The sequence below is a fragment of the Gryllotalpicola protaetiae genome (assembly GCF_003627055.1).
GTDB lineage: Bacteria > Actinomycetota > Actinomycetes > Actinomycetales > Microbacteriaceae > Gryllotalpicola > Gryllotalpicola protaetiae.
This window is the reverse complement of record NZ_CP032624.1, coordinates 219,219-231,693: the sequence shown is the minus strand read 5'-3', so window position 1 is coordinate 231,693 and position 12,475 is coordinate 219,219. Positions and strand designations below refer to the sequence as shown.

Here is a 12,475-nt window from a genome sequence, read left to right as displayed (position 1 = left end):
CGCATTCCAACGATGTAATGCTCAGGCCGAACGTCCGTGAGAAGCGGGCGCGCGCCACATGACGAGGAGGTCGAGATGGCGAAAGCATCGGGACTCACCAGGCGGGGATTCCTCGCTGCGGGTCTCGCGGGCCTTGCGGTTCCGGCACTGGCCGGCTGCGCAGGGCCTGTCACCGCGGGGCTCGCGGGTTCGCAGCTGAACCCGAAGACCCTGATCTATTGGAATCTGTTCGGCGGCGGCGACGGCAGCCGCATGCAGACGATGGAGGCCGGCTACCAGAAGACGCACGGCGGTGCGAGCTCGCTGCAGTCGACGACGTTCGCCTGGGGGAATCCGTACTACTCGAAGGTCACGCTGTCGACCGTCGGCCACAAGCCGCCCGACGTCGCGATCTCGCACCTGACCAGGGCGAAGCCGCTGTGGGAGGGCGGCATCCTCGATCCGATCACCGAGGACGACCTGGCGCTCGTAGGCCTCAGCCCCTCCGACTTCAGCCAGGCGCCGTGGAAGGCGCAGATCACCGACGGCCACAACATCGCGATCCCGCTCGACACGCATCCGCTCGTGATGTTCTACAACGTCGACGTGATCTCGAAGGCGGGGCTGCTCGGCAGCAATGGCCAGATCGTCAAGCTCGACTCGATGGACACCTTCGAGGCGGCGCTCGCCGCGATCAGCAAGGTCACGAAGGGTCCTGCGATCACCTCGGCGAACGTCGCGGGTGAGACCGCGACCCCGTGGCGCGTCTTCACGACCCTGTACAACCAGCACACGGGCGCGACGCCGTTCCTGTCCGACAACGGGGCGAAGCTCACCGTCGACTGGGACATCTTCGAAGACGTCACCTCGCGCATCCAGAGCTGGGTGAAGAAGGGATGGCTCAACAGCGGCCTCGACTACGGCACCGCCCAGTCGTACATGTTCACCGGCAAGGCGGGCCTCTACCTCGAGGGCGAGTGGGAGCTCACGACCGCGCAGCTCGTGAAGGGCCTCAAGTTCGACATGGCGCCGGTGCCCACCCTCTACGACAAGCCCGCTGCGCAGGCGGACTCCCACACCTTCATCCTTCCGAAGAAGGATCGCACGCCTGAGCAGAAGAAGCAGGCCATGGGATTCATCAAGTCGATGCTCGACCAGAGCATGACCTGGGCCCAGGGCGGCCACGTTCCCGCCTACCTGCCTGTGCAGACCAGCGGCGCCTACAAGAAGCTCGTGCCGCAGGCGCACTACGCGTCCGCAGCCGACCACGCCGTCTATGACGACCCCGCGTGGTACGGCGGCTCCGGCTCCACCTTCGAGGGCATCGTCGGCGCCGAGCTCGGCCTCGTGCAGCAGGGCGTGGCCACGCCCGCGGCCGCGCGGGAGTCGATCACGAGCCAGCTGAAGATCTACCTCAACACCCCGAGCCCCCTCTGACCCGGCCTCGGCCAACCCCTGACTAACGGAGGTACAACGACGTGACCACCGCCCAAGCTCCAGCGGCCGCGCTCATCAAACCGCGCGCGTCCCGCTCGGCATCCGCCCCTCGAACCGTGTCGCCGCTGCGCCGCGGCGACGGCCGCAGCGGATGGCTCTTCATGGCGCCGTTCGGCCTGTTCTATCTGGTGTTCCTGATCGGCCCGACGATCTACATGATCGTCGCGAGCTTCTTCAACACCTCGATGGTGCACACCGACCTCGGCTCGTTCGCCGGCTTCGCCAACTACGCGGAGATGCTGACCAGGCCTGACTTCTGGAGCGCCATGTGGCACACGCTCCAGTTCACCATCTACACGACCCCGCCGCTCGTCATCCTCGCGTTCATCTTCGCGGTGCTGACGAACCGCATCCGTCGCGGTCAGTGGTTCTTCCGGCTGGCGTTCTTCCTGCCGTTCATCCTGCCGAGCGCGACCATCTCGCTCATCTGGGTGTTCGTGTTCACCCCGGCCACCGGCCTGTGGGCGTACCTGCAGCACCTGCTCGGCATGACGCCGGGCAACGGCATCCTCGCGAACCCGAACACCGCCATGATCGGCATCGCGATCGCGACCGTGTGGTGGACGCTCGGCTTCAACTTCGTGCTCTACCTCGCCGGGCTGCAGGACATCCCGCGCGAGCTGTACGAGGCGGCGGCCGTCGACGGCGCGTCGAACTGGTCGCAGATCCGCTACATCACCATTCCGCTGCTCAGCCGCACGACGACGCTCGTGATCCTGCTGCAGATCATCGCGAGCCTGAAGATCTTCGACCAGGTGTACCTCATGACGAGCGGCGGGCCGGGCATCTCGACGCAGGTCGCGCTGGGGCTCATCACGGGGACGGCCTTCACCGACAACCGGGTGGGCGCGGCATCCGCAGCCTCTGTCCTGCTCTTCATCCTCATCGTGGCTGTCGCCGTCATCCGGCAGCTGTTCGACCGGGCTGCAGCCAGAAGGGAGGCGTGAGATGACCACGACCGCAGTTCGGCCCCCCAGGCGCCAGCGCTACATCTCGGGCGCGGCACCGCACCAGACCGGCGCGCGCATCGGCACGAGCGGGAAGACGTTCCAGATCGTCTCGATCATCGTGCTGATCGTGTTCGCGATCATCTGGCTGATCCCGAGCCTGTTCGCGCTCAAGACCTCGTTCACCGACAACGGCGTCGCGGCGCTCGGGGCGCAGGCGATCCTCGCGAACTGGAACCCGACGCTGCACTCGTTCGCGTCGTTCTTCCACGCAGGCGACATCTGGAACTGGTACCTGGCGAGCGGCATCACCTCGGTGATCACGGCATTCCTCACCGTGTTCTTCGCCTCGATGGCGGCGTACGCGCTCTCGCGCCTGCGCTTCCCCGGGCGGAACGCGACGTACCTGCTGGTGATCCTCGGCATCATGATCCCGACGCAGGTGCTCATCGTGCCGATCTTCCAGATGCTCAACTGGATGTCGCTGCTCAACACCTACTGGTCGGTGATCTTCCCGCAGGTGCCGGCCGTCGTCGCGGTGTTCATCTTCAAGCAGTTCTTCGACGGCATCCCCGCCGAGCTGGAGGAGGCCGCGCGCATCGACGGCGCCGACCGCTGGCGCGTGTACTGGTCGGTCATCCTGCCGCTGTCGCGGCCGGTGATCGCAGCGGTCTCGATCCTCACCTTCGTCGGGGTGTGGAACAACCTGCTGCTGCCGCTGTTCGTGCTGTCGAACCCGAACCTGATGACGATCCCCGTCGGACTCGCGACGGTGCAGGGCAGCTTCGGCCAGCGCTACGCCGACATCCAGGCCGGCGCGATCCTCGCGGCGCTGCCGCTGATCATCCTGTACCTGCTGTTCCAGCGCCAGATCGTCGAAGGCGTGACGGGCAGCGGTCTGAAGGGCTAGCTCAGAGCTCGATCAGCACCTTGCCGACCGCACCGCCGTCGACCGCATCGTGGGCGGCGGCGCTGTCGGCGAGCGGGAAGCGGTGCAGCGGCAGGCCGGCGTCCTCGCCGACGCGCAGCGCGCCCGCGGAGACGGCGGCGCTCACGTCGGCGACGGCCGTCTCGAGCTGCTCGGCCTCGAGCGTGTACAGCAGCAGTCCCTGGTAGCGCAGCCCCAGCGAGAAGGTGGGGCGGATGTCGAGCACGAGCTGGTCGCCGCCGTTGTTCGCGTAGAACGCGACGGTCGCACCGTGCCGGGCGACCGCCTGGTCGAGCGGGTTGTTCACCGCAGGGGCGACCTCGACGATCAGGTCGACGCCCTCCGGGGCGGCGGCGCGCACGCCGGCCGCGGCATCCGTGTGCGCGTAGTCGACCACATGGTGCGCGCCGGCCGCGCGCGCGAGTGCGGCTTTCTCGTCGCTGCTGACGGTGGCGATGACGGATGCCCCCGCCCAGCGCGCCAGTTGGATGGCGGCGTTCCCCACGGCCCCCGCGCCGCCCTGCACGAGCACGTGCCTGCCCTCGAACGAGCCGGGGGAGAGGCGCGCGACGTCGCCGGAGGTGAGCGCGCGATGCGCGGTGATCGCCGGCACGCCGAGCGCGGCGCCGAGCTCGAAGCCCGCCGCTTCCGGAAGCGGCACGGCGCGCCCGGCGGGCAGCGTCACGTACTCGGCAGCGGTGCCGTACGGCTGCTCGTGCTGGGCGAGGTACAGCCAGACGCGGTCGCCGACGGCGAGACCCTCGACGCCGAGGCCCAGGGCGTCGACGGTTCCCGCGCCGTCCTGGCCCGGCGTCACCTCGGCGAACGAGCCGCGCGCCGCCGCGCCCGCGCGGCTCTTGACGTCGGTCGGGTTCACGCCCGAGAACGCGAGTCTCACCCGCACCTCGCCGACGCCCGGCGCCGGCACCGGCCGCTCGACGAGCCTCAGAACACTCGACGGGCCCTTCTCGGAATAGACGATCGCGCGCATACCTCGACCCTACGTCGGGGCATGCGCGTGAGGGCGATGCCGGTCAGTGCGTGACCAGCTGCCGGTCGGCGGGCGCCTGTGCGGGCAGCTCCAGCTCGCCGCTCATCGGGATCTGCGCCATCATGCCGCCGTCGACGGTGAACTCGGATCCGGTGCAGTAGCTCGACTCGTCGCTCGCGAGGAAGAGGACCAGCTCGGCGACCTCCTCCGGCTGCGCGGCGCGGCCCATCGGGATGGGCATGGCCGAGGCGGGGATGCCCGCCGTCATCGGCGTCTCGATGAGGCCGGGGTGCACCGAGTTCACGCGGATGCCCTCTCGCGCGTATTCGAGCGCCGCCGCCTTCGTCAGCCCGCGCACGCCGAACTTCGCCGCGACGTACCCGGCGAGCTGCGGCGAGCCGCCCAGCCCGTCGATCGACGAGATGTTCACGATCGAGCTGTGCCCCGCGTGCCCCGGTGTGCCGGTGCGCAGCGCGGGGACCGCGGCGCGCATGCCGTAGAACACCCCGGACAGGTTGATGTCGATGATGCGCTGCCACGCCTCGATCGGGTACTCGGCGAGCGGGTACATCTCGACGATGCCCGCGTTGTTGACGAGAACGTCGAGGCCGCCGAACCGGCTGACCGCCGTGTCCACGGCGAGCACCCACTGCTCGGGAACGCGCACATCGAGGTGCACATAGGCTGCGCGAGCGCCGAGCTCGGCGGCGACCGCCTCACCCTCGCTGTCGAGCACATCGCCGATGACGACGTAGGCCCCCTCCGCGGCGAACAGCCGCGCCTCCGATGCGCCCATTCCGCGCGCGGCCCCGCTGATCAACGCGACCTTGCCGGCGAGCCGGCCCTGTGTGTCTGTCATAGTCATTGCCTTTCCGCTCGAATGCTCGTCGCGCGAAGCGCATGCTGACAGGGACTTTGGATTGCCGTGCCGTCCCAGACTCGAGGCTTCCGTACGTCGAGACGTTCCGAAACGGGGGAATTCTTGCTCAGAAGGCCGTTTCGGCACGCCTCGGCGGCTGCTCTTCAGCCGCCGCGTGCCGACCGCGCGCGCCGGCACCGCTGCCGGCGAGCTTCCCGTCGTGCAGCTGCAGCACCCGGTCGGCGTACTCGGCCATGCGCGGGTCGTGGGTCGAGACGATCGCGGCGACGCCCTCCTCGTGCACGAGCGACGCGATCAGGGCCATCATCTGCGCCGCCGTGCCGGAGTCGAGCTGCCCGGTGGGCTCGTCGGCGATGAGCACCCGCGGCCGGTTGGCGAGGGCGCGCGCGATGCCGACGCGCTGCTGCTGGCCGCCGGAGAGCTCGTAGGGGCGCTGGTTCGCGTGGTCGGCGAGACCGACGGCCGCGAGCAGCTCGGCGACGCGCGCCTCGCGCGCGGCGGCCGGAGTGCGCACGATGCGGAGCGGCACCTCGATGTTCTCTGCGGCGGACAGGACGGGCAGCAGGGCGAAGGACTGGAACACGAATCCGATCTCCTTCTGCCGGATGCCTGCGAGCACGTCTTCGCTCGCCGTCGTGAGCTCGACCCCGCCGAGGCTCACCGAGCCAGTGGTCGGCCGGTCGAGGCCGCCGAGCAGGTTGAGCAGCGTCGTCTTGCCGCTGCCCGACGGCCCGCGCAGCAGCACCAGCTCGCCGGGGGCGAGTTCGAGCGAGACGTCCGTCAGCGCATCCACCTCGGTGTCGCCGCTGCCGAAGACGCGGCCGAGGCCGGTCGCAGTGATGATGGAGTCGCTGATCGCGCTCATTCGGCGTCCCCCTTCCGCACCTCGGCGTGGTCGTCCTCGAGCGACAGCCGCACGCGGTGCTTGAGGTCGAGCGCCGCGACGTAGTCGGGCGGCAACTGCAGCCGGCCGACGCGGTCGAGCACGGCGAACTCCTCGGCGATGTGCCGCTCGGCGCCGTCATCGGCGACCTCGGTGCGCCGCAGGGTCTCGGTCGAGGTGCGCCCGTCGCGGATCTGCACCGTGCGCCGCACGTGGTCGGAGACGCCCGGGTCGTGCGTGACGATCAGCACCGTCACACCGAGGCGCTCGTTGACCGCGCGCATCGCCTCCAGCACGAGCGCCGAGTTCGCCTCGTCGAGCTCACCGGTCGGCTCGTCGGCGAGCAGCACCTCCGGCTCGTTCGCGAGGGCGACGGCGATCGCGACGCGCTGCTGCTGGCCGCCCGAGAGCTGCTGCGGCCTGCGGTCGGCCAGCTCGCCGATGTCGAGCAGCTCGAGCAGCTCGGTGGCGCGCGCGGCACGGCCGCTGCGCGGCGCGCCGGCGACCGCGAGCGTCAGCGCGATGTTCTCCGCAGCGCTCAAATACGGGATCAGGTTGCGGCCCGTCTGCTGCCACACGAAGCCGACGACATGGCGGCGGTAGCCGACGCGGTCGCGCTCGCGCATGGCGAGCAGGTCGAAGCCCGCGACGGATGCCTGACCGGCCGTCGGCACATCGAGCCCGGAGAGGATCGACAGCAGCGTCGACTTGCCCGAGCCGGACGCGCCGACGAGGGCGGTGAGCTCGCCCGGCGCGACCTCGAGGCCCAGCCCCTGCAGGGCCTGCACCTCGACTCCTTCTGCGGAGAAGATGCGCACGAGATCGCGGCAGTGGATCGCAGGTCGCGCAGCGGCGGAGGCGGCTGTGGCGGCGGCTGTGGCGGTGGTCATTCTGCCCCCATCTTGACGGTGCCGGTCGGATCGGTGCGCCGCGCGACGAGCACGGCGACGAGGGTCGCGAGCGCGGCGACCCCCAGCACGCCGGCGAGCAGCTCGGCGAGCTGCGCCCAGTCGGTGGCGACCGCGAGGTGCGCGGTGCCGCCGGTGAACGGCGCGAAATCGGTGGTCGCGACGAGCAGCCGCGGCATCGCGAGGCCGAGGCCGAGGCCCACTGCGGCGGCGGCGACGACGACCGGCACGATCTCCCACACGACGAGACCCAGCGACTGCCCGACGGTGAGCCCCATGGTGCGCAACATCGCGATCGCGCGATTCCGCGACGAGCCGGCGGTGACCGAGCCGGCGAACACCGCGATCGCGGCCAGCAGCGCGCTGCCGACCGCGCCGATCACGAGCGACAGGCGCAGGCCGGATGCCGCGGGGGCCGAGTTCACGACGGCGACGGCGGCTGCGGCATCCGTCACCACCGCATACGGAGCCGCACGCATGACGGCCGTCTCGACAGGTGCGGGTCCCGCGCCGGGCCGCAGCGAGACGAACAGCCGGGTCGCCTCGAACGCGGAGCCGCTCAGCTGCTCCGCGTACGCGCTGTCGACGAGCACCCAGCGCGAATCCGCGCCGAGCTGCGACGCGCCGGGCAGCGAGCCGACGATGACGACCGGCACGTCGCCGAGCCTCTGCTTGGCGCCGATGGCGTGAGTCTCGAGCAGGTCGCTCGAGACGACCACGGGCACGCGGCCGTCGACCTTGTGCGCGAGATCGGAGGGCACGTCGCCGCGCACGGCGCCGAGCTCGGTGCTCGGGGCGAAGATCGGCTGAACGGTGCTCGTCTTGCCGTTGAGCCCGAGATCGAGGTTGGCGCCGGTGCCGACCCCGGCGACGCGTGCGACGCCCGGCGCCGCCTGAGCCCGAGCGATGGTCTTCGGTGTGAAGACCGCGCTGTCGGCGCGGACGTCGGCGCCCACCGCAGCGACCGCTTGCGCCTGCGCGCCCGCCTGGATCGTCGCGAGCACGCCGGAGGACAGCACCGCGATCGACACCCCCACCACGACCGCGAGGGCGGCTGCGACGCCGAGCGCCGGGTCGCGCATGGCGCGCGCCGCACCGATGAACCCGACGGGGCCGCGGCCGCGGCGGGCGATCGTGAGCCCGGCGCGCAGCGCGAGCGGCAGCAGTCGCAGCACGACGATGCTCACCGCGAGGGCGAGCAGCAGCGGGGTGAGAGCCAGCAGCGGGTCGAAGCCCGCGTCGGCGATCGGGCCGCGTCGCACGAGCAGGTAGGTCGCGATCGCAGCCGCGCCGACCACGCACGCCTCGACGACCCAGCGCACGCTTCCGCGCGCACGTGCCGACAGATCACGACGGGTGGTGCGGATGCCTGAGGAGGCCGCCCCGCCCCCGAGGACCCCGAACAGCACGGCCGGAACGAGGCCGGCGAGCAGCGGGGCGACCCAGGCCCAGGCATCCGACCCCGGTGAAATGCCCGCGGCGATCACCGCGCCGAGCGCGGCGGCAGGCACCCCGGCCACGAGCCCTTCGAGCACCGCCGCGCCGCGCAGCTGCGCAGCGCTCGCACCCCGGGCCGCGACGAGGGCGAGCACGGGTGCGCGGCGCTGCAGCACCGCGCGCACCGCAAGCGCGAACACGGCGATCACGACGCCGCCCGGCCCGCTCACGAGCACCGCGATGACCGCGAGGGTGGCGGCGATGCGGCCGAGGCTCTGCCCGATCTCGGTGCCGAGGTCCGTCTTCACCGGCACCCGCACCGTCTCGCCCTTCTCGGCGGCGGGAATGGAGATCTGCCGTTCTTGGAGCCCCTCGATGCCGGCCTTCACGCCGCGCGCGTTCGCGCTCGTGACCGCGCGCGCGTCGACGGGGAACCAGAAGGCGCCGGTGAACACCCCGTACTGGCTGCCCGTGCCCGTCTGGAACGCGGTGAGCGTGAGCGGGTTCACGAACCCGGTCGCCGTGTACTGGTCGGGATTGTTGATGCCGGGGTGGAAGATCGGGGAGACGATGCTCGGCGTGTTCTGCCAGTAGTCCGAGTCCGGCTTCACGGGGTCGAAGATGCCGCTCACCCGCACCTGCACCGAGAGGTCGCTGATCGAGGTGAGGAACACCTCGCCGACCGTCAAGTCCATCCGCTTCGCAGTCTGCGTCGAGACGACCAGCTCGATCGGCGGTGCGCCGGACGCGTCGCCCTGCAGGCCGCTGAGGCTGCTGCTCGACGCATCGCTGTCCGCAGGCAGCTGCCACGGCTGCGGCAGCGCGCCTGAGGTCAGCTTCAGCTGCTGCTCGTAGCGCGGGTCTGCCGCGAGGGCGAAGTAATAGGTGCCCTTCGGCTGGAGAGGCGTGACGGGCTGGCGCGCGCTGCGGGCGACGACGTGCGGCTCGCCGAGCACGGCGCGCAGCGGGGCGGATGCCTGCGCCTTCGCGTTGTGCAGAGCCGAGTCGACGCGACCGAACGCCCGCTCGACGCTGTTCTCCGGCGATGGTGTGTTCGGCGAGTCGCCGATGAGGAACGGGATCACGGCGCCGCTCACGTCACGGCGCGGGTCGGCGAGGGACGTCACCGAATGCCTCAGATCGGATGCCGACAGCGCGGCCAGCGCGCGGGGGACCAGCCCGCAGCAGAGCGCGACGATGAGTGTCAGCAGGGCGACGAGCGCCGTGATCGAGAGGCCGGGGGTCGCGGCGCGCGCGAGCAGCTGCGGGGTGCCGGCAGAGGAGCGTCGCGTCATCTGGCTCCCTCCCGCGCGACCACGGTGCGCGCCTGCTGCGCGACGCGCGCCCCGTAGACGGTGACGATTCCTGCGATCACGACGGCGATCGCGAGAGCGGCGACACCGAGGCCGACCAGGTCGACGTGCAGCGGCTGGCGCAGCCCCGTGAACGGGTTCTCGATGGCGACGCGCGCGAGGCCGGGGACCACGAGGGCGCTCGTGATCGCGCCGCTCGCGGCAGCTCCGAGGGCGGCGGCGAGGCAGGCGGCGACGAGCTCCCACCGCCGCAGGCGCGCGAGCGTGCGCGGGGCGAAGCCGAGGGCGCGCAGCACGCCGACCTCCTCCGACCGCAGCCGCAGCAGCTCGCCGGCCACCGCCGCGAGGGCGATGAGCGCGAGAGCCGCGCCGCCGGTCATTCCGAGCCACAGCGCGACCGGGACGGCGGTGAGCACCCGGTTGCCCGGATCGATCGCCGGACCGGTGATGCGGGCGCCCGGCAGGGCGTGCGCGACAGCCGCGGCGGCACCGCGCGGGGCATCCGTCCGCACCCACACGCTGCTCGCCGGCAGCGGGTCGGTTCCGGCGATGATGCGCTGGGTCTGCAGCGCGGCGAAGTCGGCCACGACCGAGTACTCGCCGCGCGCGCCCGGCAGCTCGGGCCGCACGCTCGCGACGGTCGCATCGAGGTCGCCGCCCGCGCCGCCGCTCAGGTCGAAGCTGAGCTTCGTGCCCGCGTTCGCATGGCTCGCCGTGGCGAACGCCCGTGAGATCACCACGGGCACCGCCTGCGCCTGCGGCGGCACGAAGCGCAGCACGGTGGCCTGCCCGCCCATGCCGGTGAGGCCCAGCGTGCCGTCCGGTGAGTACGGGCCGGTGTAGCCGCCCGCGGACTCGCTGCCGACCGGCTTCCAGGCGCCGCCGAGGGCGAGCGGGTGCGCCGCGCCGTCGGCATCGGCGGCGACGACGGAGCCGACGTGGAACGCGACCTCGACGGGTTCGAGGTGGCCGGATTCCGGATGGCCGGGGATGGGGACGAAGGCGGGGTACGCCGCCGGCACGCTCACCTCGAGCGCGACCAGTCGGCGTCCGGAGCCACGGGGAAGCGCCGTCTGGGCGACCTCCGTGCCCTGCGCGGTGAGCGGCAGTCGCGTGCCGATGCCGTCGGCGTCGACGACGAAGGCGGCGAGGGTCGGTGTGACGCCGGATGCCGTGATCGAGAAGTACAGCTCGGTCGCCCCCGCGGGGATCGGCGAGCCGGCGAGCGGCGTGCGCGTCGCGGCGGCGAGAGCGGTCCGGTCGACGGCGCCGCCCGCGGGGGAGACCGCGTGGCGGAGCCCGCTCTGCCCGAGCGCCGCGAGGCTCGCGTCGACGCCGGAGTCGGTCTGCCACGTGAATTCGACGGCCGGCGCCGCGGCGCGGACCCCGTGCGCAGCGCCGATGGCCGAAGAATCCGTTGTGCCCGTCACCACGAGGTCGCTGCCCGCGCGCATCGCCGCGGTGTGCTCGGCTGCCGCCTGCCAGGTCGGCGTGTAGCACGCCGCGACCACCAGGCCGCCGCCCGCGAGCGCGATCAGCACGATGGGGGATGCGATCATGCGCGCCCGCCGTGCGAGCTGGCCGGCGACGAGGGCGAGGCGGGCACCGTCGCCGCGCGCCCCCGCCGACTCGAGGCCGCGCGCGACCGGCGGGAACACGGCGAGGCACAGCACTGCGACGGCCGCAAGGCAGAGGGCTGGGGCGAGCACCGCGATCGGGTCGACCGCAGCTCCCGTGCTCGTCGGCGAGAGCGGTGATCCGAACTGCAGGTAGCGCCACAGCGACAGCCCGGCTGCCGCGACGAGCAGCACGACGAGCCCGGGGGCCGCGAGCCGGCGCACGCGCCCCGAGTCGTCGACGGTGTCGCGGCGGAACGCGAGACGGGCCGAGTTGTAGGCGACGCCGGCGACCAGCGCGACGGCCGCCGCGACGACGGCCAGCACGATCGCGCCGAGCAGCGACCACCCGAGCGGATGCTCGCCGAAGACCAGCAGCAGCTCGGTGGCGGCGCCGGCGCCGATGACCGCGCCGAGCCCTGCGACGACGAGCGCCTCGACGGCCGTGGTGCGCCCGACGCGCGCGGCCGACGCCCCCCGCGAGCGCAGCAGCGCCGTTTCGCGCAGCCGCACTCCGTCGAGCAGGCGCGCGAGCTCGGCGAGGGTCACGAGCCCGATCGCGGCGACGAGCAGCAGAGGGACGGGCTGGATGCCTGCGAGCGGCGCCACCCGCGCCGCGAGCGCCTTCGCCTGGCTGTCGAGCGAGCCGGACTTCTCGACGCCCTGCGCGCCGACCGCGTCGTCGTCGAGCATTGCGCTGTGGATGCGGGAGCCCGCGCGGGCGAGCACGGGCAGATCGGCTGGGGCGATGCGCGAGGCGTCCGCCCGCACCGTCCAGATGAAGTCGTCGTCGTCGGCGGGAGTCGTGCGCGTCACCGTCACGGGCACGGACGACCTGCCGTGGCGCAGCTCACGCGCGATGATCGCCTCGGCCCGTGCGCTCTGCTTCGCAGTGTCGTCGGCTTTGGGCGCGTCGAAGCGCAGCTCGGCCTGCGCGCCGCTGAGGCCGCCGATACCGCTGCGCACACCGTCGAGCGCGGCCGAATCGAGGTGGCCCACGAGCCCGACCCCGAGCCCGGCGAGCAGCGCGCAGACGCACGCGAGCGCGGCGAAGAGGGCGCTGTGCGCACGCACGCGTCGGGCCGCGATCATGCGG

9 protein-coding genes are annotated in these 12,475 nt (G+C 72.1%); 3 read left to right on the top strand and 6 right to left on the bottom strand.

All coding sequences use genetic code 11. From position 1 onward, the window contains the following. The first annotated feature begins 75 nt into the window (after nt 1-75). From D7I44_RS01180 to D7I44_RS01170, 3 genes are read left to right on the top strand one after another with little or no spacing between them, the layout of a single operon-like run. A complete protein-coding gene (locus D7I44_RS01180; protein ID WP_120787812.1) occupies nt 76-1,416 on the top strand; it encodes an extracellular solute-binding protein in 1,341 nt (446 codons plus the stop codon). Nucleotides 1,417-1,457: 41 nt separating this feature from the next. Next, complete coding sequence (locus tag D7I44_RS01175) at nt 1,458-2,423, top strand: carbohydrate ABC transporter permease (protein WP_245979870.1); 966 nt, start codon at nt 1,458-1,460, stop codon at nt 2,421-2,423. Between the two features lies 1 nt (nt 2,424). Next, on the top strand, nt 2,425-3,333 hold the full coding sequence (locus D7I44_RS01170) for a carbohydrate ABC transporter permease (RefSeq protein ID WP_120787811.1): 909 nt from the start codon (nt 2,425-2,427) through the stop codon (nt 3,331-3,333). Nucleotide 3,334: 1 nt separating this feature from the next. Here D7I44_RS01170 and D7I44_RS01165 read toward each other — a convergent pair whose 3' ends face one another. The 6 genes from D7I44_RS01165 to D7I44_RS01140 form a co-directional block, all read right to left on the bottom strand. After that, on the bottom strand, nt 3,335-4,342 hold the full coding sequence (locus D7I44_RS01165; protein ID WP_120787810.1) for an NADPH:quinone reductase: 1,008 nt from the start codon (nt 4,340-4,342) through the stop codon (nt 3,335-3,337). Between the two features lie 43 nt (nt 4,343-4,385). Then, on the bottom strand, nt 4,386-5,201 hold the full coding sequence (locus D7I44_RS01160) for a glucose 1-dehydrogenase (protein WP_120787809.1): 816 nt from the start codon (nt 5,199-5,201) through the stop codon (nt 4,386-4,388). A gap of 127 nt (nt 5,202-5,328) precedes the next feature. After that, nucleotides 5,329-6,087, bottom strand: a complete 759-nt coding sequence (locus D7I44_RS01155) for an ABC transporter ATP-binding protein (RefSeq protein ID WP_120787808.1) — start codon at nt 6,085-6,087, stop codon at nt 5,329-5,331. Beyond that, nucleotides 6,084-6,995 (bottom strand): ABC transporter ATP-binding protein, encoded by a 912-nt coding sequence (locus D7I44_RS01150; protein ID WP_120787807.1) that lies wholly within the window; start codon nt 6,993-6,995, stop codon nt 6,084-6,086. Before D7I44_RS01150 ends, D7I44_RS01155 begins: the two co-directional genes overlap by 4 nt. Beyond that, complete coding sequence (locus D7I44_RS01145) at nt 6,992-9,745, bottom strand: FtsX-like permease family protein (protein ID WP_120787806.1); 2,754 nt, start codon at nt 9,743-9,745, stop codon at nt 6,992-6,994. Before D7I44_RS01145 ends, D7I44_RS01150 begins: the two co-directional genes overlap by 4 nt. After that, nucleotides 9,742-12,471, bottom strand: coding sequence for a hypothetical protein (locus D7I44_RS01140; protein WP_120787805.1), 2,730 nt, complete (start codon nt 12,469-12,471; stop codon nt 9,742-9,744). Before D7I44_RS01140 ends, D7I44_RS01145 begins: the two co-directional genes overlap by 4 nt. Between the last annotated feature and the right edge of the window lie 4 nt (nt 12,472-12,475).

Bases quoted from the DNA above. Each gene is read 5' to 3' on its own strand.
- D7I44_RS01180 (WP_120787812.1), top strand. From the start codon at position 76: ATGGCGAAAGCATCGGGACTCACCAGGCGGGGATTCCTCGCTGCGGGT.
- D7I44_RS01170 (WP_120787811.1), top strand. From the start codon at position 2,425: ATGACCACGACCGCAGTTCGGCCCCCCAGGCGCCAGCGCTACATCTCG.
- D7I44_RS01165 (WP_120787810.1), bottom strand. From the start codon at position 4,342: ATGCGCGCGATCGTCTATTCCGAGAAGGGCCCGTCGAGTGTTCTGAGG.
- D7I44_RS01160 (WP_120787809.1), bottom strand. From the start codon at position 5,201: ATGACAGACACACAGGGCCGGCTCGCCGGCAAGGTCGCGTTGATCAGC.
- D7I44_RS01155 (WP_120787808.1), bottom strand. From the start codon at position 6,087: ATGAGCGCGATCAGCGACTCCATCATCACTGCGACCGGCCTCGGCCGC.
- D7I44_RS01150 (WP_120787807.1), bottom strand. From the start codon at position 6,995: ATGACCACCGCCACAGCCGCCGCCACAGCCGCCTCCGCCGCTGCGCGA.
- D7I44_RS01145 (WP_120787806.1), bottom strand. From the start codon at position 9,745: ATGACGCGACGCTCCTCTGCCGGCACCCCGCAGCTGCTCGCGCGCGCC.
- D7I44_RS01140 (WP_120787805.1), bottom strand. From the start codon at position 12,471: ATGATCGCGGCCCGACGCGTGCGTGCGCACAGCGCCCTCTTCGCCGCG.